A 24680-nucleotide genomic window follows, 5' to 3' on the forward strand; every position below is an offset into this window, starting at 1 on the left:
CCCGCCGTTACGGAGGAGTCGTTCCCTCCGCGCCCCGGACCTCCGCGTCCCGCGGCCGTGCGGCCAGGCCCGGCAGCAGCTTCTCCGGGAGGACGGGCAGGGCGCGGACCCGCACCCCCGTGGCGTGGTGCACGGCGTTCGCCACCGCCGCCGCCGTGCCCACCGCGCCGATCTCCCCGATGCCCTTGGAGCCCATCGGGTTGAGCCGGCTGTCCTCCTCCGCCAGCCAGCGCACCTCGATGTCGGGCACGTCGGCGCAGGTCGCCACGGGGTACATCGCCAGGTCCCGTTCCGCGAAGTCCCCGAAGTCCGGGTCCAGGGTGCTGTGTTCCATCAGCCCCATCGACAGGCCCATGACCATCCCGCCGGTGAGCTGTGAGCGCGCCGTGCGCGGATTGAGGACGCGCCCGGCCGCGAACACCCCGAGCAGCCGCCGCACCCGGGTCTCCCCGGTGTCCCTGTCCACCTGCACCTCGGCGAACTGGGCCCCGAAGGCCCGCCGCGCGTACTCCCGCGTGCGGGCCGCGACCTCCTCCGCCGTATCGGCGTACACCGACAGACCGGTCTCCGGCGGTGTCCCGCCGTGCCGCGCCAGCTCGTACAGCAGTTCCCGGCAGGCCTTGTGCACCGCCCAGCCCCAGGACGCGGTGCCCGAGGAGCCGCCCGCGACCGGGGCCTGCGGCAGATCGCTGCTGCCGATCTCGATCCGCACCCGGTCCAGCGGCGCGCCCAGGGCGTCGGCCGCGATCTGCGCCAGCACCGTTCGGGCCCCGGTGCCGATGTCCGTCGCGTTGATCCGCACCCGGTAGCCGTCCGCGCCCGCGTGGGCCTCCGCCGCCGCGGGGGAGACGCTCGCCGGATGGCCGGATGCGGCGACCCCGGTGCCGATGAGCAGCCGCCCCTCGGCGCGCGTGCCCGGCCGCGGATCGCGGTCCCGCCAGCCGAACCGGTCCGCGCCCTCGCGCAGGCACTCGGCGAGCATCCGGCTGCTGAACGGGCGCCCGGAGTCCGGCTCCTTCGCGGTCTCGTTGCGGAGCCGGAGCTCCACGGGGTCCAGCCCGCAGGCGATCGCCAGTTCGTCCATCGCCGACTCCAGGGCGAACATGCCGGGGCACTCGCCGGGGGCGCGCATCCACGACGGCGTCGGCACGTCGAGACGGGTGAGCCGGTGCGTCGTACGGCTGTGCGGACTGGCGTACATGAAGCGGCCCGGGGTCGCGGCCTGCTCGGTGAACTCCTCCAGGGTGGAGCTGTAGGTGAACACCTCGTGCGAGAGCGCCGAGATCCGCCCCATGCCGTCGGCACCGAGGCGCACCCGGTGCTCCGTCGCCGGCCGGTGGCCCACGACGGCCGCCAGCTGGTTCCGGGGGAGCGCCAGTTTGACGGGGCGGCCGGTCTCCCGCGCGGCCATCGCCGCCAGGACGGCGTGCGGGCGCGGTGACCCCTTGGAGCCGAAGCCGCCGCCGACGTGTTCGGAGACGACCGTGATCAGCTCCTCGTCCGTCCCGAACAGAGCGGCGAGGGCCTGCCGCACCGGGGCCGCGCCCTGGCTGGAGTCGTAGACGCGCAGCCGCGGGCCGATCCAGAGCGCGGTGGCGGCGTGCGGCTCCAGCGGATGGTTGTGCAGCGGCGGTACGCGGTACGCGGCGGCGAACCGGACCTCCGAGGCGGCGAACGCCATGCCGACGTCGCCGCGCACCCGGTCGGACGGGAGGCCGCCGTTGACCCGCTCCGGCGTGTACATCCCCGGATGGTCCGCGGTGAAGCGCGCGTCGTGCCGCTCCGGCGCGTACTCCACGCGGACCGCGGCGGCCGCCTCCCGCGCCGCCTCCAGCGTCTCGGCCACGGCGAGCGCCACGTACTGCCCGCGGTGCGCGATCCGCGGCGACTGGAGGACGAGCAGGGTCGCGTCCCCCGGATCTCCGAGCCGGGGCGCGTTCTCGTGGGTGAGCACGGCCAGCACACCGGGACCGGCCAGCGCGGCGGCCGTGTCGACCGCCGTGATCTCGCCCCGGGCGACGGCCGCGGGCACCGGCCAGGCGTACGCACAGCCCTCGACCGGGTGTTCGGTGGCGTACCGGGCGGCACCGGTGACCTTCTCGCGCCCCTCCAGCCGGACCACGGGCTCACCGAGCGCGCTGCCGTGCCCGCGCCGCGCCCCGCCGCGGGTGCCGGGGCCGGGGGCGTCCCCGTTCCCGGGGCCGGGCCCGTCTCCGTAGCCGTCTCCGCAGCTGTCTCCGCTCATGGCGTCTCCCACGGCCCCTCCGGATGCGGGCCGCCGTCCCCGGTCCGGCGGCCGGCCGGTTCGGCCGGTTCGGCCAGCTCGGTCAGGGTGCGCACGGTCAGCGAGCGCAGCAACGGCACCTTGAAGGCGTTGTCGCGCAGCGGCTCGGCCGGGGCGAGCTCGGCGTCGACGGCCCGCGCGAAGGACTCGGCGGTGGCCGGTGCCCCCAGCAGCCGCTCCTCGGCGGTCCGGGCGCGCCACGGCCGGGCGGCGACCCCGCCGAACGCCAGCCGCACCCGGCGGACGTACCCTCCGTCCACGAGGAGGGCCGCGGCCACCGAGACCAGCGCGAAGCTGTACGAGGCCCGGTCGCGCACCTTGCGGTAGACCGAGTCCGCCGCCTCCGGCACGGCACCCAGCTCCACATGGGTGATCAGATCGCCGGGGGCCAGCACGGTGTCGCGCTCCGGGCTGCCGCCCGGCAGCCGGTGCAGCTCGGTCACCGGGACGGTCCGCGTCCCCGACCGGGTCAGCACGTGCACCCCGGCGTCCAGCGCGGCCAGGGCGACGGCCATGTCGGAGGGGTGGGTGGCCACGCAGGACGGCGAGGCGCCGAGCACCGCCAGCTCGCGGTGCACTCCCTCGCGCGCCGGGCATCCCGTCCCCGGCTCCCGCTTGTTGCAGGGCTTGCCGGGATCCTGGAAGTACGGGCAGCGGGTGCGCTGCAGCAGATTCCCGCCGACCGTGGCCGCGTTGCGCAGCTGACCGGACGCGCCGGCCAGCAGGGCCTGGGACAGGACGGGATAGCGGGTGCGCACGGCGTGGTCGGCGGCCAGCTCGCTGTTGCGGACGGCGGCGCCGACCAGGAGGCCGCCGGCGGAGGTGTGTTCGATGGCGGTGTGCGGCAGCGCGGTCACGTCCACCAGCAGGTCGGGCTGCTCCACCCCGAGCTTCATCAGGTCCACGAGGTTGGTGCCGCCGCCCAGGTAGCGGGCGCGGGGCGAGGAGCCCAGCGCGGTGACGGCCGCCCCGGCCTCGGTCGCGCGTTCGTAGCGGAACGGCTTCACCAGGCGCCGCCCTCGGCGGTACGGCCGCCGGGCGCGGTTCCGGTGTGCGCCACGTCGCCCACCGCGCGGACGATGTTCCCGTACGCGCCGCAGCGGCAGAGGTTGCCGCTCATCCGCTCCCGGATCTCCGCGTCGTCCGCCGGCACCGGCAGACCCGACGGATGGTCCGCCGGGGTCACGGCGCTCGGCAGGCCCGCGCCCATCTCCTGGAGCGCGCCGATCGCGGAGCAGAGCTGGCCGGGGGTGCAGTAGCCGCACTGGTAGGCGTCCCGGTCGAGGAACGCCTCCTGCAGCGGGTGGAGCGGGCCGCTCCGGGCGGGCCCCCCGGCCAGCCCTTCGACGGTGGTGATCCGGGCCCCGTCGTGGGCGACGGCCAGCAGCAGGCAGCTGTTCATCCGCGTGCCGCCGACGAGCACCGTGCAGGCACCGCACTGCCCGTGGTCACAGCCCTTCTTGGTGCCCGTCAGATCCAGCTCCTCGCGCAGGACGTCGAGCACGGTGGCCCGGTTGTCGACCACCAGTTCCCGCAACTCCGCGTTGACGTGGAGGGTGACGGGGGTGGTGTGCGCCGGTGCGGTCATGGGGCCTCCCGGTCGCCCGGCCGGAGGGGCGGGGCCGGGCGGACGGCGTCGGACGGAAAGGGGCGGAACGGATCAGCCGAACGGAGCAGCCGAACGGAGCAGCGGGTGGATCGGCGGAACGGGCCGGGCAACGGACCACCGGACCGGGCGGGCCCGCGAGCCCGGCACCCCGGCCGCACCGGCCCGCCCCGGACAGGGAGTCGGTAACCGCGAACGCCCCGTCCGAAACAGCGGCCGCCGCCCGTCACCCGCCGGGCGGCCGCCGGGTGCGGGTCCACTCCAGCAGGCCGTCCGCCGTCCAGGTGTTGACGACCCGTCCGGCGGGGACGCCGCACTCCTCGGCCCGGGCGCAGCCGTAGGGCTGCCAGTCGAGCTGGCCGGGCGCGTGGGCGTCGGTGTCGATCGAGAAGAGCACCCCGGCGTCCACCGCCCGGCGGAGCAGCGCGCGCGGCGGGTCCAGCCGTTCCGGGCGGCAGTTGATCTCGACGGCGGTGCCCGACTCGGCGCAGGCGGCGAAAACCTTCTCCGCGTCGAAGCGCGAGGGCGGGCGGCCCCGGCCGGAGAGCAGCCGCCCGGTGCAGTGGCCGAGCACGTCGACGAGCGGGTTCCGCACCGCGCGGACCATCCGGCGGGTCATCGCGGCCTCGTCCATGGCCAGTTTGGAGTGGACGGAGGCCACCACCAGATCCAGCCGCTCCAGCAGCTCCGGCTCCTGGTCGAGCGAACCGTCGGTGAGGATGTCGCACTCGATGCCCGTCAGCAGCCGGAACGGCGCCAGCCGCTCGTTCAGCTCCGCGACCACACCGAGCTGTTCGCGCAGCCGTTCGGCGGACAGGCCGCGGGCGACCGTCAGCCGGGGGGAGTGGTCGGTGAGCACCGCCCACGCGTGGCCGAGGGCGGCCGCGGTGAGCGCCATGTCCTCGATCGGGCTGCCCCCGTCGGACCAGTCGGAGTGCAGATGGCAGTCGCCGCGCAGCGCCGCCCGCAGCTCCGCGCCGCCCTCGGCGAGCGGGCCGCCCGACTCCGCTTCCAGCCGCTCCAGATAGCCCGGCACCCCGCCGGCGAGCGCCTCCCGCACGACCTTCGCGGTCTTGGGCCCGATGCCCCTGACCGTCTCCAGCGAACCGGCCGCCGCCCGCCGCGCCACGTCCTCGCCGGGCATCTCCGCGAGGACGGCCGATGCGGTGCGGAACGCGCGTACCCGGTAGGTGGGGGCCTGCGCCCGCTCCAGCAGGAAGGCGATCCGGTCCAGTGCCGCCACCGGTTCCATACCGTGTTCCCTTCCGTCTTCCGGCTTCCCGCGTCCGCCCGCTCTCCGTCCACCGTCGCGCACCCGGGGCCCGTTCGCGCGCCGAGCGGTTGCCCGCCATGAGCCGGGGAATACGCTGATCCGCACCGGCCGCACGACAGGAATCGGGACGCGCGTATGCGGAAATCGGCCCTCGTGGTCATCGACATGGTGAACACCTACGACCATCCGGACGCGGACCGGCTCATTTCCTCGGTACGGGAAACCCTGCCCGCGATGAGGGAGCTGATCGAACGGGCCCGGGACGAGGACGTCGACGTCATCTATGTCAATGACAATTTCGGCCGGTGGCGTTCCCACCACGACGAAATCCTGGACACGGCGCTCTCCGGCCCGTACGCCGATCTGGTGGAACCGGTCCGGCCCGACAAACAGTCGCTCTTCGTCCTCAAGGCACGGCACTCGGTTTTCTTCCAGACACCGCTGGAATATCTGCTCACCCAGTACGGCATCGGCCGTATCGTGCTCTGCGGCCAGGTCACCGAGCAGTGCGTGCTGTATTCCGCGCTCGACGCGCACATCCGTCATCTCACCGTGGCCGTTCCCCGGGACGCTGTCGCCCATATCCACCCCGATCTCGCGGACGCCGCGCTGCGCATGATGGAGCGCAATATGGGGGCCGAGATCTGCGACGCCGCGAGTGTCCGTTTCTGACGGCCCGCCGGGCCCTTCTTTCTCCCGCCGTGTTCCACGGCACCGCCCGAGGAGGTCCTTCCTTGACAGCGCAGAGCAGTTCCGAGAACACCGCCCGCCCGGTCGCCGTGATCACCGGCGCCGACTCCGGGATCGGCCGCGCCACCGCCGCACGCCTGGCCGCGCAGGGCATGGACATCGGCATCACCTGGCACGAGGACGAGGAGGGGGCGCGGGAGACGGCCGGGGAGGTGCGCGGCCTCGGCCGCCGCGCCGCCGTGCGGCAGGCCGATCTGACCCGGCTGCCGGAGGCCGCCGGCGTCATCGACGAACTCGCCGGGGAACTGGGGCGGATCGACGTCCTCGTCAACAACGCCGGCACCGGCACCGCCACCCCCTACCTCGACATCGACCTCGCCACGGTGCGGCAGGTCCTCGACGTCGACCTGGTGGGGCCGTTCCTGTGCGGGCAGCGCGCCGCGCGCCGGATGATCGGTCAGGGCGGGGGCGGCCGGATCGTCAACGTCACCAGCGTCCACGAGCACCAGCCGCGGGTCGGCGCCGCCCCGTACTGCGCCGCCAAGGGCGGGCTCGGCCTGCTCACCCAGGTGATGGCGCTCGAACTCGCCGAGCACGGGATCACCGTCAACTCCGTGGCGCCCGGGGAGATCGCCACCCCGATGACCGGCCAGGAGGACACCGACGTGCGCACCGAATCCCGTCCGGGGGTGCCGCTGGGCCGGCCCGGGGACGCCCGTGAGGTGGCCGCGGTGATCGCCTTCCTCGCCGGGCCGGACTCCGGCTACGTCACCGGCGCCTCCTGGGCCGTGGACGGCGGGATGCTGCGGATGGGCCCGATGGCCGGCTCGCACCTGGAGAGCGACGCCTGGCGCCGGGGCTGAACCCCGCCGCGTCGGCCGGGCGTCAGTTCTCCCGCGACATCACCGTGAACAGCCCGCCCTGCCGGTCCCGCAGCGTCGACTCCCACCCGTGGTGCGTCTCCTCCGGCGGGGTGACGATCTCCCCGCCGGACGCCGCCGCCTGCTCCGCCGCGGCGGGCACGTCCTCCACGCAGAAGTACACGTGCCAGCGCGGCCGGATGCGCGGGTCCGGCGCGGACTCCAGCGCCCCGCCGCGCAGGCTGCCCACCGAGCGCCCCTCGATCCGGACGAGCACCTGCTCGTCCGTGTACCGCACGTCGCAGCGCTCGGGCGGCTCGGTGTCCCAGCCCAGCACCTCGCTGTAGAAGATCGTCGCGGCGAATATGTCCCGGGTGCGCAGCTCGATCCAGGACGGGAAGCCCGGCCCGCGCCGGACCGGCCACTCCGGTTCGGTGTACCCCTCCCAGATGCCGAAGGGGGCGCCCATCGGGTCGGCCGCCCACGCGACCCGCCCTGGGCCGAACGGGATCGGGCCGACGGCGACCGTCGCCCCCCGCTCCCGGATGCGGTCGGAGACCTTGTCGGCGCTCTCCACCGCGAAGTACGGGGACCAGGCCACGGGGAAGCCCATGGAGCGGGCCAGCGCCCCGATGCCGGCGACGGGTGCGCCGTCCTTGTACGCGACCACGTACTCCTTGCGGTGGAAGGCGGGCCGGAACTCCCAGCCCAGCAGCCCGTGGTAGAAGTCCTGCGCAAGCCGGAGATCACTCGTGATCAGGCTCACCCAGCAGGGTGCGCCCTGCACCACGGGGGTTGTGGCCGACATTCCGGCTCGCCTCGCTCTCTCGGGGTGCCGTCGGTGCCGCCGGGGACACCTGCCGTCTGCCACTGTGCCATCCGTTCCGGCACGGCGCTCCGTGGCGCACGCGGGGACACCGGCGGCCCGGAGACGCGCCGCGCGCGGCAGGAGCACGGCAGGCGAGGGGCACGCGGCCCGGAGGCGGGCGGCGGTCCCGGCGGGCCCGCCCGGACGGCGGGCCGCCCGCCCGGGGTTCACCGCCGGGCCCGGCTGGGCTGGACCCGCTTCGGCTCTCCCGCCATCTTGGGGTGGTCCGGCGGATACGGCAGGTCCTCCAGGCCGTGGTCGCGCTCGTCCCGCTCGGCGAGTTCCAGCGCGGCCTCCAGCCGGCAGGGGTGCTTCTCCATGTCCGCGTGCACATCGCCCAGGTCCGCGTACCGCACCGGCATGGTCGCCAGGTCGAAGTCCTCCGGCACGGCGTGCGGCAGCTCCTCCCACAGCAGCGGTGCGGAGACCGGCGCGTGCGGCCGGGGACGGACGGAGTAGGCGCCGGCGATGGTGCGGTCGCGGGCGGTCTGGTTGTAGTCGACGAAGATCTTCGGGCCGCGCTCCTCCTTCCACCAGGCGGTGGTGATCCGGTCCGGCGCACGCCGCTCCAGCTCCCGGCCCACCGCGATGGCGGCGCGGCGGACCTGCGTGAACGTCCAGCGCGGCTCGATGGGCACGAAGACGTGCAGCCCGCGCCCGCCCGAGGTCTTCGGCCAGCCGCGCAGGCCCAGCCCGTCCAGGACGTCCCGCAGCTCCTGCGCCGCGCGGACCGCCTCCCGGTAGCCGGTGCCCGGCTGCGGGTCGAGGTCGATCCGCAGCTCGTCCGGGTGATCGGTGTTCCCGCGCCGCACCGGCCACGGGTGGAACGTCAGACAGCCGAGGTTGGCCGCCCACAGCACGGCGGCCGGCTCGGTGGGGCAGATCTCGTCCGCGTGCCGGCCGCTGGGGAAGGAGATGCGCGCCGTGGGAATCCAGTCGGGGAGGTTGGCGGGGGCCCGCTTCTGGAAGAACGACTCGCCCGTCACCCCGTCGGGGTAGCGCTCCAGGGTGGTGGGCCGGTTCCGCAGGGCCCGGGTGATGCCCTCGCCGACCGCCAGGTAGTAGCGGGCGACGTCGAGCTTGGTGAAGCCGCGCTCCGGGAAGTACACCTTGTCCGGATGGGACAGCTGTACGACCCGGCCGCCGACCGTGAGCTGCGCCGTCTCTGCCATGCCGCCACGGTAGGCCGGGGCGGCGCGCCCCGCCTCCCGGCGGGCTCCGCCCCGGGTGCCCCGGGTGCCCGTTCCGGCGCGCGGGGGACCGCGGACGGCCGCAGAATCGGCTCATGGACCTCCCGGTGATGCCGCCCGTGCGCCCGATGCTGGCGAAGAGCGCGGCCCGCATCCCGGCGGACATGCTGTACGAGGCCAAATGGGACGGCTTCCGCGCCCTGGTCTTCCGCGACGGCGGCGAGATCGAGATCGCCAGCCGCTCCGGAAGACCGTTCAACCGCTACTTCCCCGAACTGGTGGCGGCCTTCCGGGAACGGCTCCCGGAGCGCTGCGTCCTCGACGGGGAGATCGTCGTCGCCCGCGGCCCGCGGCTGGACTTCGACGCCCTGCTGGAGCGCATCCATCCGGCCGACTCGCGGGTGCGGCTGCTCGCGGAGCGGACCCCGGCGGGCTATGTGGCCTTCGACCTGCTGGCCCTCGGCGACCGCTCGTTGCTCGAAACCCCGCAGCGGGAGCGGCGCGACGCACTGGTCGCCGCCCTGGAGCAGGCCGGCGACCCCGTCTTCACGGCCCCGGCGACCTACGACATCGACCTCGCGCGCCGCTGGTTCGAGCAGTTCGAGGGCGCGGGCCTGGACGGCGTCGTCGCCAAGCCGCCCGGCCTCGGCTACCGGCCGGGGGAACGGGTCATGGTCAAGGTGAAGCACGAGCGGACCGCCGACTGCGTGCTGGCCGGTCTCCGCCCGCACAAGAGCGGCCCCGTCGTCGGCTCCCTGCTGCTCGGCCTGTACGACGACGCGGGGCGGCTCCAGCACGTCGGCGTCTGCGCGGCCTTCACCATGCGGCGGCGGGAGGAGCTGATGGCGGAGCTGGCGCCGCTGCGGATGGAGTCGGCGGAGGGCCACCCCTGGGCGGACTGGGCCGAGGAGGAGGCGCACGAACGGAGCCGGATGCCGGGCGCGCCCAGCCGCTGGACGGGGACGAAGGACCTCTCCTGGGTGCCGCTGCGCCCCGAGCGGGTCTGCGAGGTGGCGTACGACCACATGCAGGCCGGGCGGTTCCGGCACACGGCCCGGTTCCGCCGCTGGCGGCCGGACCGCGTCCCGGAGTCGTGCACGTACGCGCAGCTGGAGGAGCCGGTCCGCTACGACCTGTCGTCGGTGCTGTCGGGCCGGCCCTCCGGGTGACGGCCCTCGTGCTCGCGCTGGAGGTCGTCCGGCCACTTCCGGGTGTCGCGCGGCTCCACGTACGGCTCCACGTCCTCGGGGTGGCCGGCCTGGACGGCCCGCTCCCGGGACAGCTCGGCGTCGAGCTCCAGGCCGAGCAGAATGGCCAGATTGGAGATCCAGAGCCAGACCAGGAAGATGATGACACCGGCCAGGGTGCCGTACGTCTTGTTGTACGAGCCGAAGTTGGCCACGTAGAACGCGAAACCGGCCGAGGCCAGCAGCCACACCACCACCGCGATCAGGCTGCCCGGGGTCACCCAGCGGAAGCCGCGGCCCCGGACGTTGGGCGCGGCCCAGTAGAGCAGGGCGATCATCAGCACGACGAGGATCAGCAGGACGGGCCACTTGGCGATGGACCACACGGTCATCGCCGTGTCGCCCAGGCCGACCATGTCCCCCGCGCGCTGGGCGAGCGGCCCGGTGAAGACCACGATGAGCGCGCTCGCCGCGAGCATCACCATCAGGGCCACGGTCAGCACCAGCCGCAGCGGGGTGATCTTCCAGGCGGGACGGCCCTCCGGCAGGTCGTAGACCGCGTTCGAGGTGCGGATGAACGCCGCGATGTAGCCGGACGCCGACCACACCGCGGCCGCCAGGCCGATGAGGGCGAAGACGCCGCTGGTCGAGCTGTTGTCCTGGAGCTGGGTCACGGCCCGGTCGAGGATGTCGCGGGCCGCGCCGGGGGCCAGGGACTGCACATTCTCCAGGATCTTGTCCGTGGCCGACTTGCCGACCACCCCGAGCAGCGAGACGAGGACCAGCAGCGCCGGGAAGATCGACAGCACCCCGAAGTAGGTCAGGGCGGCCGCCCGGTCCTGGAGGTCGTCCTCCTTGAACTCCTTCAGGGTCCGGCGCAGCACCCCCTTCCAGGAGCGGGAGGGCAGTTCGCCCGGCCCCTCCGGGGCGGCGGATCCCTGCGGACCGCCCGTGGCGGCCCCGCGGGCCTCTTCGTGATCGTTCGTGGGTCGCATGTCCTCCGGGTCCCCCGGTCCGCCGCTGTCAACCCGGCCGGTTCGCGGAGCGCACGTCGTACGGGGCGGGCCGGCGGGCGTCCGCGCAGGTCACGGAGGGTGTCCGGGCCCGGGCTCCGCGTGCGGACGCCCGGGAGGCGAACGCCTGTCCACCGTGGCCGTGTGAGCAAAGCCACCGCCGCCGCCGCGGGCCGGGCGCCCGGCGGGAGTTGGGCGGCCCGTGCCCCGCGGCGGCGCCGGCGCGGGTGCCGGGGGGCGGCGCCGTCTGTGAGGATGGCCGCCGTCGGCTCCGCCCCGCGGGCCGCCTCCGGGCGGGCCCGGCGGCCGGGGCCACATGCCGGACACCTCTCCCCGGCATCCCGGACCGGGGCCCGGCACCGCGAGAGCCGGGCCCCGGCCCGGGGATCACACCCCGGAGCGCACGGCCGCCCCGTCCGGGCCCGCCCCGCCCGTACGGCGGTGGCCCGGGCACGGCGGTGGGAGCGGCCGCCCCGCAACAGGTGCCCGCGGTTCACCCCTCACGCGCCGCCCGGACGCCGGCGGCTCACCCCTCACGTGCCGCCCGGGCGATGGAGCGCAGATAGCGGCCCAGGGCCAGCCGCTGGGCCGCCCGGGCGACCGGCCCGGCGAGCCGGGTGTACCGGGCCGCGGCGCGGGAGAACACGGCGATTTCGACCCGCACCGCGCCGCCGGCGTCCCGGATCACCGTGAAGGACTCCTCCCCGCACTCCGGATGCCCCGGCAGCGATCCGTACGCGAAGCCGGCCCGGTCCGGCCCGCGCTCCGTCCAGACCACCCGGCAGGGGATGAGCGGTCCCGGCAGCCGCAGCCCGCCGGGCCGGGGGACCAGCAGCACGGTGCCGCCCTCCTCGACCGGTGTACCGGGGTGGGGCGCCAGGCCGGCGGCGCGCTGCGGCCCCCAGTCCAGGACGAAGGCGGCGGCCCGTCCGAAGACCTCCGGGCCGCGGCCGACCGGCAGGGAGCGCCGGACGCGCAGCGGGTATCCGGCGGGCAGCGGACCCTCCCGGGTGGCCCCGGTCTCCGCGTATGTGGGCTCGGCGGCGCACGCCGCTCGGTACACCTGCTCGAGGTCACGGGCCATGGACCGGACTATAGGACCGCCCGGACACCCGCAGGACCGCCCGGAGACCCGCACCGGCCGGCGGCGCCCGCCGCGGAGACGGCGGGGCATCCCCGGTGGGAGGCGGCGGCCCGCGGCCACGCGCCGTGACGTCCGCCCGTCATATCGGTGATATTCGGTTTGTCCTGTTCTGCGAGGGTTACCGCGACACCGCAGGCCCCACGAGCCGGGCCCGGCGGACACCCCGGCCGGGCAGGCCGCCGAGCACATCCGGGAGGACCCCGATGGGCAGCACAGTGCAGAAGACCGCGACGCACGGCACAGCACAGGTGGATCTGGCGGGGAAGAACGCCATGGTGACCGGCGGCGCCCGCGGCCTGGGCGCCTCGATCAGCCGGGCCCTGGCGCGGGCGGGGGCCGCCGTCGACGTGGCGGACGTCCGGCGCGAACTCGCCCAGGACCTGTGCCGCGAACTCAAGGCCGAGGGCCACCAGGCCCGCTACACCGAACTCGACGTCCGCGAACCGGCCGTGGCGGCACGGTTCTTCCGCGACCTCGACCAGGTGGAACGGCCTCTCGACATCCTCGTCAACAACGCCGCCGTGGACGTCTCCAAGCCGATCGAGCATCTGTCGGCCGAGGAGGTCACCCGGGTCGTCGGCACCAATCTCCTCGGCCCCATGTACCTGTGCCTGGAGGTCTACCGGCGGATGGTCGCCCGCGGCAGCGGCCACATCGTGAACATCCTGTCCACGGCCTCCAACCGCACCTGGACCGAGGCCGGCCCCTACGCGGCGGGCAAGTCGGGGCTGCGCGCCTTCACCCACACCCTCTTCAAGGAGGCGCAGCGCGACTGCCTCGGGATCGGCGTCACTGGCGTCATCGCGGGCGGTATGGAGACCCCGTTCGTCCTCGACCGCTTCCCGGACGCGGACACCACCAAGCTGCAGAGCCCCGACATCGTCGCCGACGCGGTGCTCTACGCCCTGTCGGTGCCGCACGGCAGCGTCATCCCCGAACTCGTGGTGGTCCCGCGCTGCGAGACGTCCTGGCCGTGACCCGCGGCGGCCGGGCCGGCCATCGGCACGGGAACCGGGACGACGGGCGGGACGACGGGCGAGGAGAGGCGGAGTGACGGTGGACCGGAAACCGCGGAGCGCCCCGCGCACGGGCCGCGCCGGCGCGGACCCCCGGCCCGGCCCCGGCGCCGGGCCCGGGACCCCGCCGGCTCCCGACGCGCCCGCCGCTCCGGGGGCGCGGGCCGGGCCCGGCGGCGATCCGCCGTGGAGCGGGCCGCTGCCGGGCGGCGGCGACCCCTCGGGGTACGGCGGCTGGTACCGGCACGGCGGAGGCCCCGGCCGGGAGGCGCCGTACGGGCAGGACGGGCAGGACGGGTCGTACGGCCACGGCAGCCACGGCGGACCGTACGGGCACCTCCACGAGTACGGGGAGTCCCGCGGCCACGAGGCCCCGGCCCCGGACCGCATGCAGGCGATCCTGGAGGCCACCAAGCAGGTGGCCGGGCTGCTGAAGGCGGCCGGCCACCCCTTCGCCCTGGCCGGCGGCGTGGCCGCGTACGCGCACGGCAACATGGCACGGCTCGAACACGACGCCGACTTCTGCGTGCTGCCCGAGGACGCCGGGGCGGTCGCGGGCACGCTGCGGAAGGCCGGCATCCCGGTCTACGACCCGCCCGAGGACTGGCTGTTCAAGGCCCGCTGCCGGGGCCAGGACGTCGACCTCATCTACGAACTCAAGCAGCAGCCGGTGACCAGGGAACTCCTGGACCGCGCCGAGATCCTGCCGGTGGACTCGGTCGTGATGCCCGTGCTGGCACCGACGGACCTCCTCATCGGGCTGCTCAACGCCCTCTCCGAACACCACTGCGACTTCAGCGGAGTGCTGCCGCTGGCCCGCACCCTGCGGGAGAAGATCGACTGGGACCGGGTGCGCCGCGTCTGCGGGGACGCGCCCATGCCCGACGCCTTCCTCTTCCTCCTCGAACGCCTCGGCGTCATCGCCCCCCGCGGCCCGGGCACACCGGGCGGGGCCGGAGGGGCGGACGGGCACGGGGGCGCACCCACCGCACACGGACAGCCGCACGCGACGCCGCCCGCACCCCAGCCCGGGACGGCGGCACCGGGCGGACGGCGGCAACGGCCGGAAGGACACCGGGCATGACGGACCACCACACGGGGCCGGCCACCGGCGGCGACCGGGACCCCGGCGCCACCGCGACCACCGAGTACCGCCTCGCCCATCTCCAGGAGCGGCTCGCCCGGGAGGGCAGCGGCGACATGGGCATCCGCCTGGAGATGCGCGGCGGCAGCCTGCTGCTGACCGGCACCGTCCCCTCGGCCGCCAACCGGGAGGAGATCCTCCGCATCGTGGCGGAGGTCCTGCCGGACGTCCCGGTGCGCAGCGACATCGGCCTGACCGACCACAGCGCGCCCGACCGCCCGGAGGAACTGTCATGATCCGCGTCGCGGCCGTCGGCGACATCCACATGGCCCCGGACAGCCGCGGGCTGCTCCGCCCGGCCTTCGAAACCCTCGGCGACCGCGCCGACCTGTTCCTGCTCGCGGGTGACCTCACCCGGCACGGCACCCCGGAGGAGGCCCGCGTCGTCGCGGAGGAGATCACCGGTCTCCCCGTACCGGTCGTCGCCGTCCTCGGCAACCACGACTACCAGGACGACCGGCCGGAGGAGGTCGCGGACATCCTCCGCTCCGCCGGCGCGACGGTGCTGGAGGGCGGCAGCACCGTGCTCCGCGTCAACGGGACGGCCGTCGGGATCGCCGGCGTGAAGGGCTTCTGCGGCGGCTTCGCGGGGCGCAGCGCGGGGGAGTTCGGCGAGCCGGAGATGAAGGCGTTCGTCCGCTCCACCCGGCTCAGCGCGGACAGCCTGCACCGGGAGCTGGAGGCCCTGGCCGGGCGGGAGTGCCTGCTGCGGATCGCGCTCACCCACTTCTCGCCCGTCCGCGACACGCTCGCCGGGGAGCCCGAGGAGATCTACCCGTTCCTCGGCAGCTACCAGCTCGCCGAGGCCATCGACGGTGCCGGTGCCGACCTGGCCGTGCACGGCCACGCCCATCTGGGCACCGAGCACGGCATGACGGGCGGCGGGGTGCTGGTGCGCAACGTCGCCCAGCCCGTGATCCGGCGCGCCTTCGCGGTCTACCACCTGGCGTGCTCCACGGACGCCGGGGCAGCCGTGGAGGAGGGACGGCCCGCGTACGCCGACCGGGGTATGTCCTGAGAATCGCTGATTGGTCCGTTCCGGTCCGGGTACTGCGGACGGGCGGCCGTCACCCATGACGCCGCGCACTCCGTACCACCAGGAGGAGACATGGCCGAGAAGGTCAACCCGATCGAACTGCAGAAGGCCCTCAAGGGCGCCGACTACCCGGCGGACCGCAAGTCCCTCGCCTCCCTGGCCGAGAGCAACGGGGCCGACCGCAAGATCGTCGAGAAGATCGAGAGTCTCGGGCAGAAGAAGTTCACCGGCCCCGACCAGGTCGAGAAGGCCGTGGCGCAGGAGCAGTGAGCAGGCCGGTGCGGAAAGGAGACCTCCCCATGGACGCCGCCGACAAGGCAGCGATACCCGGATCCGGCGGGCCCGCCGGGCCCGCCGGCCCTTCCGGACCGGGCGCCGCCGCGCCGCCCGCGGAGAGGGCCGCCGCACGGCCCGCGACACCGGCCGGGGCCGTGCCGGGTGACGGCGGCCGCCGCTGGGACCACGCCGTCGTCACCGGTGGGGCCGGCTTCGTCGGTTCCCACCTGTGCACGGCCCTGCTGGCGGAGGGCACCGCCGTCACCTGTGTGGACGACTTCTCCACCGGAACGCCCGGCAACATCGCGCACCTGCGGGACCACCCCGGGTTCACACTGCTGCGGGCCGATGTCAGCGAACCGTTCGCCGGGCACGTCCCCGGACCGGTGGATCTCGTCCTGCACTTCGCTTCTCCCGCCTCGCCCGCCGACTACCTCCGGCTGCCGCTGCACACCCTGGACACCGGCAGCCTCGGCACCCGGAACGCGCTGGCGCTCGCCCGCGAACGGGAGGCCCGCCTCGTCCTCGCCTCCACGTCGGAGGTCTACGGCGACCCGCTCCAGCATCCGCAGAACGAGCGCTACTGGGGCAACGTCAACCCGGTCGGCCCGCGCAGCGTCTACGACGAGGCCAAGCGCTTCAGCGAGGCGCTGACCACCGCGGAGGCCGCGGCCCGCGGCACGGACGCCGGCATCGTCCGGCTCTTCAACACCTACGGCCCGCGGATGCGCGGTCACGACGGGCGCGCCGTGCCCACGTTCATCCGCCAGGCGCTGGCGGGTGAACCGCTGACGGTCACCGGCGACGGCCGGCAGACCCGCTCCCTCGCCTACGTCGACGACACCGTCCGGGGCATCCTCGCCATGGCCGCGTCCGACCTGCTCGGGCCGGTCAACCTCGGCAACCCGGACGAGATCACCATGCTCGACCTGGCGCACCAGGTCATCGACCTCGCCGGCTCCCCGTCCACGGTCCGCTTCATCGAGCGGCCGACGGACGACCCGGCCGTGCGCTGCCCGGACATCACCCTGGCCCGCGGCAAGCTCCAGTGGGCGCCGCTCGTCGACGCCCGGGAGGGGCTGGCCCGCACGATCGAGTGGTACCGGCAGCGGGCCCGGCCCGGGGCGGAGGCCGCCTGAGCGGCGCGGCACCGGCGCCGGCCGCGGGGCGCGGCGCCCGCCGCGCCCGGGTTCGCCGCGGCAGCTGCCGGTCCGAGCCGGTCCAGGAGCTCAACTCCCCGAGCCCACGCGGCCCTTGAGCCCCGCAGGGCCTCCTTCCGTCCCGCACCCGGTGCCCTTCCCCCTGTCCACCGAGACCTTCGCGGCCCCGGCCGCCGAAAGAGCGGAAACCCATGCGCATCCTCGGAATCAACGCTCTCTTCCACGATCCCGCCGCGGCGCTCGTCATCGACGGTCACACCGTCGCCGCCGCCGAGGAGGAACGCTTCTCGCGGCGCAAGCACGGCAAACGACCGCTCCCCTTCTCCGCCTGGGAACTTCCGGAGAAGGCCGCCGCCTGGTGCCTGGCCGAGGCCGGGCTGCGCCCGCAGGACCTGGACGCGGTCGCGTACTCCTTCGACCCCCGGCTCGCCCGGCCCGCCGACACCATGGGCCTGGACGACCCCTGGGACCATCTGCGCCTCGCCTACGCCCGCGAGGCCCCCAACTTCCTGCACGCCGCGCTCCCCGGACTCGACCCGGAGAAGGTGCGGTTCGTCCCGCACCACATGGCGCACGCCGCCTCCAGCGCGCTGGCGGCGCCGGGCGCCGAGACCTCCTCCGTGCTCGTCCTCGACGGCCGCGGCGAGGCCACGTCCCACCTGGCCGGACGGCGTGTCGGCGACCGCATCGAGCCGCTGTGCGGGCAGGAGCTGCCGCACTCGCTCGGCCTCGTCTACGAGGAGCTGACGGAGCATCTGGGCTTCCTGCGCTCCTCCGACGAGTACAAGGTGATGGCCCTCGCCTCCTACGGGACCCCCCGCATGCTCGGCGAACTGCGGAAGCACGTGTACGCGACCGGCGACGGCGGCTTCCGTGCCGCCGGGGTTCCCTGGGCCGAGCTGTGCCCCCCGCTCCGCCCGGGTGAGGCGTGGACGCAGGACCACGCCGACCTGGCCGCCAGCGCGCAGGCGTGCCTGGAGGAGACGCTGCTCGACCTGGTGCGCTGGCTGCACGGCCGGACGCACGACTCCCTGCTGACGATGGCCGGGGGAGTGGCGCTCAACTGCGTCGCCAACTCCCGCATCGCCCGCGAGGGCCCCTTCGACCGGGTGTGGGTGCAGCCCGCCTCCGGCGACGCCGGTACGGCCCTGGGCGGCGCGCTGTACCTCGCGGCGAGCGGCGGCGACCGCACCGAGCCCCTAGCCGGGGCCGACCTCGGCCGCCGCTGGTCCGACGCCGAACTGGAGGGCCGGCTGAAGACCGCCGCCGTCCCGTACGAGCGGCCCGCCGACGTCGCGGAGACGGTGGCCGAGGCGCTGGCGGACGACCAGATCGTCGCCTGGTTCCAGGGACGCTCCGAATACGGGCCGCGGGCTCTCGGGCACCGCTCCCTGCTGGCCCACCCGGGCCGCTCCGGCAATCTGGAGCGGCTGAACGACGTCAAGGGCCGCGAACAGTTCCGCCCGGTGGCGCCGATGGTCCTCGCCGACCGCGCCCCCGAGATCTTCGACGGGCCGATGCCCAGCCCGTACATGCTCTTCGTGCACGAGGTGGCCGAGGAGTGGCGGGACCGCATCCCGGCCGTCGTGCACGTCGACGGCACCGCCCGCATCCAGACCGTCGACCCGGTGAACGAACCCCTGGTCGCCCGGATGCTGGGCTCCTTCGAACGGCGGACCGGACTGCCCGTCGTCGTCAACACCAGCCTCAACACGGCCGGCCGCCCCATGGTGGACGACCCGCGCGACGCCCTGGAGTGCTTCGGCTCCTCCCCGGTCGACCTGCTCGCCATCGGCCCCTTCGTGGTCCGGCGCGGCACGTTCTTCGCGGGCGGGCAGCCGGACGCGACGGGCGCGGCGGAGCCGCTGTCCGCGACGGACGCCGAGGGCTTCGCAGCCGTGGGCTCCGTCCCCTCCTACGGCACGCCGGACGGCGTGTCGGCCCGGCCGGTCCGCACGGCTCCGGTCCGCGAGCCGGTGGCCGGCAGCGGGGCCGCCGCGGCGGGCATCGCCGGTACCGGACCGGGTCTCCCCGGAGCCGGACCGGGCGGAGTCACCGGGGCGGCCGGCCCGGAGGGGGCACCGGGCGGCGGCGCGGACACCCCGGGGGTGCCCCGGTGAGCGGCCCCGACGCGAGGAACACGGGGAGCCCGGGGGACCCGGAGTACGCGGTCGTCATCCCCACTCTCGGCCGGCCCAGCCTCGGCGCCTGCCTGCGCGCGCTCGCCGCGGCCGTCGACGCCGGCGGGCCGGCCCCCCGGCGGATCGTCCTCGTCGACGACCGGCCCCCGTACGACTGCACCCCCCTGACCGTCGACATCCCGGACCGGTTCCTGGAACTCGTGCGGAGCATCCCCGGCAGCGGGAGCGGGCCGGCCGCCGCCCGCAACACCGGCTGGGCGACCGCCCCCGAGCCATGGATCGTCTTCCTGGACGACGACGTCCTGCCCGGTCCCCGCTGGGCGGCGGACCTCGCGGCCGACCTGGCCGCCGCCGGCCCGGCGACGGCCGGAATCCAGGCCCGGATCACCGTCCCGCTCCCGCGGGACCGCCCGCCGACCGACTGGGAGCGCAACACCGCCGGGCTCGCCACCTCCCAGTGGATCACCGCCGACATGGCCTACCGGCGCGCCGCCCTCGAAGCCCTCGGCGGCTTCGACGAGCGCTTCCCGCGCGCCTTCCGCGAGGACGCCGACCTGGCCCTGCGCGCGCTGGACGCCGGCTGGACCCTGACGATGGGCAGCCGCCGCACCACCCACCCGGTGCGCCCGGCCGACCGCTGGGTCTCCGTGCGCACCCAGGCCGGCAACGCCGACGACGTCCTGATGAACCGGCTGCACGGCCGCGCCTGGTGGGCCCGCGCCGGAGCGCCGCGCGGCCGGCTGCCCCGGCATCTGGCGGTGACCGCCGCCGGCGCGGGCGCCCTGGCCCTCACCGCCGCGGGACGGCCCCGCGCGGCGGCGGTGTCCGCGGCGCTGTGGCTGGCCGGCACGGCGGAGTTCGCCGCCGCCCGCGTCCTGCCCGGGCCGCGCACCCCGGACGAGATCACCACCATGGCGCTCACCAGCACCGTGATCCCACCGGTCGCCGCCTGGCACTGGGCGAGGGGCCTGCTGCGCCACCGCCGGGAGCAGCCGCGCGAGCGGGGCGCGCCCCCGCCCAACGGCGCCGGACACGCGGACCGGAAGCGGATGGACGGCCCCGTCCGCTGACCGGCCGGTGCGGGCTGGGCACACCAGGCGGGCACACAGGCGGGGGAGAGACCCCGGGCTCGGTGAACCCGGTGGCAAGGGTGAGAGCCGGGTGCGGCGACAACGGCGCCGCCGCACCCGGCCTCGGCCGTACCGCCGCACCCGGCCTCGGCCGTACTCCGGCCTCGCACACCGCCGGGGAGCGGGCCCGTCACCCCCCGGCGCCGTCCGCTTCCCCGGCCAGGCCCAGCCGGTCGATGACCCTGCCGACCCGCCGGTTCTCCGCGGCGAGGAACGCGGAGAACCGGTCGCCGGTCAGATAGGCGTCCGTCCACCCGTTCTCCCGGAGGGCGCGCTGCCACTGGGGTGTCGCCCGCAGCCGGTCCAGCAGCCGTGTGACCTCGGTGCGCTGCCGCTCCGTGAGGCCGGGCGGTGCCAGGAGCCCGCGCCAGTTGACGACTTCCAGGGGGTACCCGGCCCGGCGCAGGGTCGGGGCATCGACGCCGCTCACCGGGCGCGGGCCCGTCACGGCCAGCACCCTGAGCTGCCCGGCGGCGATCGCGTGCCGGTATTCGCCGACCCCGGTGAGCGCGAAGTCCACCCGGTGGCCGAGCAGAGGGGCCAGCATCTGGCCGCCGCCGTCGTAGCGGTCGAAACCGACCTCCGCCGGGGCCAGCCCGACGGCCTCGGCGATCAGCATCAGGGCCAGGTGGTCGGGGCCGCCGACACGGGAGCCGATTCCGGCGACCAGACCTCCGGAGCCGCTCCCTTCGCTCTTCTTCCAGGCCCGCACCAGCTCCCCGAAGGACGCGTAGGGGGAGTCGGCCGGCACCACCACCGCCTCCGGTTCCGCGATCAGCCTGGCCACCGGCGTGGCCTCGTCGATGCCGTGCGGAACCCCCTGGGACAGGACGCTGCCGACCAGCCCCAGACCCATCTGCAGCAGCATCCGGTCGTTGCCGGTCTCGTGGAGGAGCCGGGTCAGTGCCACCGTGCCGGAGGAGCCGGGGAGGTTGAAGACCTCGACCTCGCCGGCGAGACCGGTGTCCCGCAGGGTCACCGCGACCGTGCGGGCCGTGTAGTCGTACCCGCCGCCGGCGGGAACGGGCACCATGAGACGGAGCGGCTCCGGTGCCGGCGCCCCCGGGGCGCAGCCCCCGACCGGCAGCAGGCAGGCCGCCGCCAGCGCGGCGGCCAGTCCCGGCCGCCGCGCCCGCCGCGCTCCGCCCGCTCTCGTGATCATCCGTCCCGGTCTGTCCCGCTGCTGGTGACGCCGCCCATGAAAGCATCCGGGTCCCGTGCCGCACCATCGCCGGGAGCCGCCGGGCGGTCCCCGGATTCCGCGCTCCCCGGTTCCGGGACGGCCTCCGCGCCCTCGGCGTCCGCGCCCCCGGCCGCGGGGCCCGCCGCGGGGCCACCGCTCTCCCCGGGCGGGCCGCTGGCCGGAAGCGGCGCCCCGCCGGCCGCCGCCCGGCGCGCCGCCGCCCGGCGGCGCCACGGGCCCGCCACCGAGCCCAGCAGCGACAGCGCCGCCACCGCCAGCAGCGCGGCGGAGATCGGCTTCGTCAGGAAGGTGCCGAAGTCTCCCGAGGAGATCAGCAGCGCCTGCCGCATCGAGCGCTCCATCAGGCCGCCCAGAATCAGCCCGAGGATCAGCGGGGCCGCGGGGAAGCCGTTGCTCCGCATCAGGAAGCCCAGCACGCCGAACCCGGTCAGCAGCCACAGGTCGAAGACGCTGAAGCTCTGCCCGTACACGCCGACGACGCAGAAGACCACGATCAGCGGCACCAGCAGCGTCTGCGGGGTCCTGAGCACCTTGGCGAACAGCGGGATCAGGGGGAGGTTGAGGATCAGCAGGACGAGGTTGCCGACGTACATGCTGGCGACCACGCCCCAGAAGATCTCCGGCCGCTCCTCCAGCATCAGCGGGCCGGGCTGGACCCCCAGGACGAGCAGTGCCCCGAGGAGGACCGCCGTGGTCCCGGAGCCGGGCACGCCCAGCGTCATGAGCGGGACGAACGAGCCTACGGCCGCCCCGTTGTTGGCGGACTCCGGCGCGGCGACCCCCTTGATGTTGCCCTTGCCGAAGGTGTCGCCGTCCTTGGCGATGCGCTTCTCGAAGGAGTACGCCAGGAACGAGGCCACCGTGGCGCCGGCGCCGGGAAGGACCCCGACGAGGAAGCCGAGCACGGAGCCGCGCCCGGTGGGCCCGCTCATCCGCCGGATCTCGCGCCGGTTCAGCCGCAGCGAGGTGAGCGTTCCGCTCCGGGCGTCCCGCCCCCGCCGCAGGACCATCACGAAGACCTCGGCGAGTGCGAACACGCCGAGCGCCACGATGAGGAACTGCACGCCCTCGTACAGTTCCGGGCGGCCGAAGGTGAAGCGGAGGGTCGACGTCTGGGAGTCGATGCCGACCAGGGCGATCATCACGCCCACCGTGGCGGAGACGAGGCCCTTGGTCAGATTCTGCCCGGAGAGCGAGACGACGGCGGTCAGCCCGAGCACCATCAGGGCGAAGTACTCGGCGGGCCCGAAGCTCACCGTGAGCGCGGAGAGGGAGGGCGCCACCAGCATGAGCCCGATGACACCCACGGTGCCGCCGGTGAAGGAGGCGAACGCGGCGATGGCGAGCGCCTTCCCCGCGGCCCCCTTGCGGGCCATCGGGTACCCGTCGAAGGAGGTGGCCACCGTTCCGGCCACGCCCGGTGCGTTGAGCAGGATGGACGAGGTCGAGCCACCGAAGATGGCTCCGTAGTAGACCCCGGCCAGCATGATGATGGCCGAGGCGGGGTCGAGGGTGAAGGCGACCGGGATCATCAGCGAGATGGCGCTGATCGGGCCGAGGCCGGGCAGCATGCCGATGACCGTGCCGATGAGGCATCCGAGGAAGACGAAGGCCAGGTTCTCGGGGGAGAGGGCGACGCCGAACCCGTAGAGCAGTTGGTCGAAGGTGTCCATGGAGACTCCGGGGGTCAGAAGGGCAGCGGCCCGGTGGGCAGGGCGACGCCGAGCCCTTCGGACATGCCGAGGTACAGGCCGGCGGCCAGGCCCGTGCCGGTCAGCGCGTTGGCCCAGTGCCGGCGGTAGCCCAGGTACCAGGCGGTGCCGGTCACGTACAGCGCGGTGGACAGAACGAAGCCGAGCGGCACGAACAGCACCACGTAGAGGCAGATCGAGCCGAGCAGGGCCAGCAGCTCCAGCCGGTCGTCGGCGAGCCGGCCCAGCGTCGCCGCCGGCGGGGCCGGCCGGCGGGGACCGGCCCCGCCGGCCTCACCGGCCATGGCGTCCTCACCGGTGCTCCCGCCGGCGCCGGCGCCGTCCGCCCCGGCCTCCTCCGCCCCCGCGTCCGGCGGGCCGTCCCCGGCCGGCCCGGAACCGGACTGGAAGAAGAGCGCCACGGAGAGCACCAGCAGGAGCAGTCCCAGGGCACGGGGCAGCGTGCCGGGCTGCACCGGCACCTGCACCGCGGCGAATTCGGGGATGCGGAAGGCCAGCACGGTGTACGCGGCGGCCGGCAGTCCGATGGCACAGGCAACTGTGCGGTGGGAGAAACGAAAGTGATGCATGACCGGAACCGACCGCCTACTTCTTGATACCGACGTCGGAGAGGATCTCGGTGAATTCCTGCTCCTGGGCGTCGAGGAACTCGCCGAATTCGGCACTGCCCATCCAGGCGTCCGTCCAGCCGAGCCGGTCGCGCTCCTTCTTCCAGCCGTCCAGGTCCAGCATGTCGGCATAGGCCTTCTCGTAGTAGGCGACCTGCTCGTCCGTCAGCCCCGCCGGTCCCATGACCCCCCGCCAGATGTCGAACTGGTAGTCGGTGCCGGATTCCCGCAGGGTCGGTGCGTCGGGCAGCGTCGCCACCCGCTCCTCGGAGGAAACGGCCAGGACGCGGACATCCCCGGACCGCACCAGCCCCTGGGCCTCCGAGGCCCCCGCGACCGCGACGTCGACGTGGCCGCCGAGCAGTGCGGTGATCGCTTCGCCGCCGCCGTCGAACGGCACGTACTTCACCTTCGCCGGCTCGGCGCCCGCCGCCTGCACCGCGCCCGCCAGGCCCACGTGGTCCAGGCTTCCCGGGCCGGAACCTCCGGCCACGCTGAGCTTCTCCGGGTCGGCCTTCAGTTCGTCCGCGAAGTCGCCGAAGGTCTTGAGCGGCGAGTCGTCCTTGACCACGTAGGCGAGCGGTTCGCTGATCAGCCTGGCGATGGGCGTGAAGTCCCGGTGGGAGTGGCGGGACTCGCCGGCCAGGGGCACGAGGACGATCGGCGGGCTGGTGACGAAGAGCTTGTGCGGGTCCTTCGCGTGACCGGCGACATAGGCCCAGCCGATGGCGCCGCCGCCGCCCGGCTTGTTCACCACCCGCATCGGCCGGTCCACGACCTCGCCCTCCTCCATGACCCGGGCGGTACTGCGGGCCAGGGTGTCCCAGCCGCCGCCGGTGTTGGCCGGGGCCACGTACTCGATGGGCTTCGTCGGCTTCCAGGGGCCGCCGGCGGCCGCGCCGGTGCCGCCGCCGCACGCGGTGAGCAGCAGAGCCGCGGTCGTGGCGGCGGCCGCGGTGAGCAGCCCGGGACGTCTGCGGGACATGTTTCCTCCAGGGGGTTCTCGGGGGGAGCCCACAGGGAAACAGCGCGGGAAGCGGGGGGAAAGGCGGTGCGGGGGTTGTGCGCGTATTGGCTGAAAGGAAAGTTTTGGCCATAGTGTTCACGGCCGGGAAACGGCATTCCGGCAGCACAATGG

22 protein-coding genes and 1 pseudogene are annotated in these 24680 nt (G+C 74.9%); 11 read left to right on the forward strand and 12 right to left on the reverse strand.

Annotated features, from left to right (window positions below; genetic code table 11):
• Positions 1 to 7: 7 nt before the first annotated feature.
• The 4 genes from LIX60_RS29365 to LIX60_RS29380 form a co-directional block, all read right to left on the reverse strand.
• Positions 8 to 2245 carry a xanthine dehydrogenase family protein molybdopterin-binding subunit gene (locus LIX60_RS29365; protein WP_227962238.1) on the reverse strand — a complete coding sequence of 746 codons (2238 nt, stop codon included), beginning with the start codon at positions 2243 to 2245 and terminating at the stop codon, positions 8 to 10.
• Entirely contained in the window at positions 2242 to 3291 is a 1050-nt protein-coding gene (locus LIX60_RS29370; protein WP_227962239.1) for a xanthine dehydrogenase family protein subunit M, read from the reverse strand. Before LIX60_RS29370 ends, LIX60_RS29365 begins: the two co-directional genes overlap by 4 nt.
• Positions 3288 to 3872 carry a 2Fe-2S iron-sulfur cluster-binding protein gene (locus tag LIX60_RS29375; RefSeq protein ID WP_227962240.1) on the reverse strand — a complete coding sequence of 195 codons (585 nt, stop codon included), beginning with the start codon at positions 3870 to 3872 and terminating at the stop codon, positions 3288 to 3290. Before LIX60_RS29375 ends, LIX60_RS29370 begins: the two co-directional genes overlap by 4 nt.
• Positions 3873 to 4116: 244 nt before the next feature.
• Entirely contained in the window at positions 4117 to 5142 is a 1026-nt protein-coding gene (locus LIX60_RS29380) for a PHP domain-containing protein (RefSeq protein WP_227962242.1), read from the reverse strand.
• A gap of 156 nt (positions 5143 to 5298) precedes the next feature.
• Here LIX60_RS29380 and LIX60_RS29385 point away from each other — a divergent pair, with 156 nt between their 5' ends.
• Positions 5299 to 5835 (forward strand): cysteine hydrolase family protein, encoded by a 537-nt coding sequence (locus tag LIX60_RS29385; RefSeq protein ID WP_227962244.1) that lies wholly within the window; start codon positions 5299 to 5301, stop codon positions 5833 to 5835.
• Positions 5836 to 5897: 62 nt separating this feature from the next.
• A complete protein-coding gene (locus LIX60_RS29390) occupies positions 5898 to 6716 on the forward strand; it encodes an SDR family oxidoreductase (protein ID WP_227962246.1) in 819 nt (272 codons plus the stop codon).
• A gap of 22 nt (positions 6717 to 6738) precedes the next feature.
• On the opposite strand, the gene LIX60_RS29395 is transcribed toward LIX60_RS29390, so the two are convergent.
• On the reverse strand, positions 6739 to 7521 hold the full coding sequence (locus tag LIX60_RS29395) for a VOC family protein (RefSeq protein WP_227962248.1): 783 nt from the start codon (positions 7519 to 7521) through the stop codon (positions 6739 to 6741).
• 227 nt (positions 7522 to 7748) lie between these two features.
• Positions 7749 to 8753 carry a non-homologous end-joining DNA ligase gene (gene ligD, locus LIX60_RS29400; protein ID WP_019706187.1) on the reverse strand — a complete coding sequence of 335 codons (1005 nt, stop codon included), beginning with the start codon at positions 8751 to 8753 and terminating at the stop codon, positions 7749 to 7751.
• Positions 8754 to 8866: 113 nt separating this feature from the next.
• On the opposite strand from ligD, the gene LIX60_RS29405 reads away from it, so the two are divergent.
• Positions 8867 to 9940, forward strand: a complete 1074-nt coding sequence (locus tag LIX60_RS29405; protein WP_227962255.1) for an ATP-dependent DNA ligase — start codon at positions 8867 to 8869, stop codon at positions 9938 to 9940.
• Here the strand turns inward: LIX60_RS29405 and LIX60_RS29410 are convergent.
• Positions 9898 to 10953, reverse strand: coding sequence for a YihY/virulence factor BrkB family protein (locus LIX60_RS29410; RefSeq protein WP_227962260.1), 1056 nt, complete (start codon positions 10951 to 10953; stop codon positions 9898 to 9900). The two genes, LIX60_RS29405 and LIX60_RS29410, sit on opposite strands and share 43 nt — an antisense overlap.
• Before the next feature lie 544 nt (positions 10954 to 11497).
• Positions 11498 to 12055, reverse strand: coding sequence for a DUF1990 family protein (locus LIX60_RS29415; RefSeq protein ID WP_227962261.1), 558 nt, complete (start codon positions 12053 to 12055; stop codon positions 11498 to 11500).
• 263 nt (positions 12056 to 12318) lie between these two features.
• Here LIX60_RS29415 and LIX60_RS29420 point away from each other — a divergent pair, with 263 nt between their 5' ends.
• From LIX60_RS29420 to LIX60_RS29455, 8 genes and pseudogenes are all read left to right on the forward strand, one after another.
• Positions 12319 to 13092, forward strand: a complete 774-nt coding sequence (locus tag LIX60_RS29420) for an SDR family oxidoreductase (RefSeq protein WP_227962262.1) — start codon at positions 12319 to 12321, stop codon at positions 13090 to 13092.
• A gap of 238 nt (positions 13093 to 13330) precedes the next feature.
• Positions 13331 to 14068, forward strand: a pseudogene (locus tag LIX60_RS29425) (nucleotidyltransferase family protein); the annotation flags it as partial.
• Positions 14069 to 14211: 143 nt separating this feature from the next.
• A complete protein-coding gene (locus LIX60_RS29430; RefSeq protein ID WP_227962264.1) occupies positions 14212 to 14511 on the forward strand; it encodes a BON domain-containing protein in 300 nt (99 codons plus the stop codon).
• Positions 14508 to 15293 (forward strand): metallophosphoesterase, encoded by a 786-nt coding sequence (locus LIX60_RS29435; protein ID WP_227962266.1) that lies wholly within the window; start codon positions 14508 to 14510, stop codon positions 15291 to 15293. Before LIX60_RS29430 ends, LIX60_RS29435 begins: the two co-directional genes overlap by 4 nt.
• A gap of 90 nt (positions 15294 to 15383) precedes the next feature.
• Positions 15384 to 15581, forward strand: coding sequence for a DUF2795 domain-containing protein (locus LIX60_RS29440; RefSeq protein ID WP_019708501.1), 198 nt, complete (start codon positions 15384 to 15386; stop codon positions 15579 to 15581).
• Positions 15582 to 15610: 29 nt separating this feature from the next.
• On the forward strand, positions 15611 to 16726 hold the full coding sequence (locus LIX60_RS29445; protein ID WP_227962268.1) for an NAD-dependent epimerase/dehydratase family protein: 1116 nt from the start codon (positions 15611 to 15613) through the stop codon (positions 16724 to 16726).
• 212 nt (positions 16727 to 16938) lie between these two features.
• Positions 16939 to 18867 carry a carbamoyltransferase C-terminal domain-containing protein gene (locus LIX60_RS29450; protein WP_227962270.1) on the forward strand — a complete coding sequence of 643 codons (1929 nt, stop codon included), beginning with the start codon at positions 16939 to 16941 and terminating at the stop codon, positions 18865 to 18867.
• Entirely contained in the window at positions 18864 to 19958 is a 1095-nt protein-coding gene (locus LIX60_RS29455; RefSeq protein WP_227962272.1) for a glycosyltransferase family 2 protein, read from the forward strand. The genes LIX60_RS29450 and LIX60_RS29455 overlap by 4 nt, the downstream gene beginning before the upstream one ends.
• Positions 19959 to 20148: 190 nt before the next feature.
• On the opposite strand, the gene LIX60_RS29460 is transcribed toward LIX60_RS29455, so the two are convergent.
• The 4 genes from LIX60_RS29460 to LIX60_RS29475 are packed head-to-tail and all read right to left on the reverse strand — an operon-like array spanning position 20149 to position 24527.
• Positions 20149 to 21180, reverse strand: a complete 1032-nt coding sequence (locus tag LIX60_RS29460) for a tripartite tricarboxylate transporter substrate binding protein (protein WP_227962274.1) — start codon at positions 21178 to 21180, stop codon at positions 20149 to 20151.
• Positions 21177 to 22895 carry a tripartite tricarboxylate transporter permease gene (locus LIX60_RS29465; RefSeq protein ID WP_227962277.1) on the reverse strand — a complete coding sequence of 573 codons (1719 nt, stop codon included), beginning with the start codon at positions 22893 to 22895 and terminating at the stop codon, positions 21177 to 21179. Before LIX60_RS29465 ends, LIX60_RS29460 begins: the two co-directional genes overlap by 4 nt.
• A 14-nt stretch (positions 22896 to 22909) precedes the next feature.
• The gene (locus LIX60_RS29470; RefSeq protein WP_227962279.1) at positions 22910 to 23503 is read right to left on the reverse strand and encodes a tripartite tricarboxylate transporter TctB family protein; all 594 of its coding nucleotides are present in this window, start codon (positions 23501 to 23503) and stop codon (positions 22910 to 22912) included.
• Positions 23504 to 23519: 16 nt separating this feature from the next.
• Positions 23520 to 24527 carry a tripartite tricarboxylate transporter substrate binding protein gene (locus tag LIX60_RS29475; protein WP_227962281.1) on the reverse strand — a complete coding sequence of 336 codons (1008 nt, stop codon included), beginning with the start codon at positions 24525 to 24527 and terminating at the stop codon, positions 23520 to 23522.
• Between the last annotated feature and the right edge of the window lie 153 nt (positions 24528 to 24680).

Source organism: Streptomyces sp. S07_1.15, from assembly GCF_020739505.1.
Lineage (GTDB): Bacteria > Actinomycetota > Actinomycetes > Streptomycetales > Streptomycetaceae > Streptomyces > Streptomyces xinghaiensis.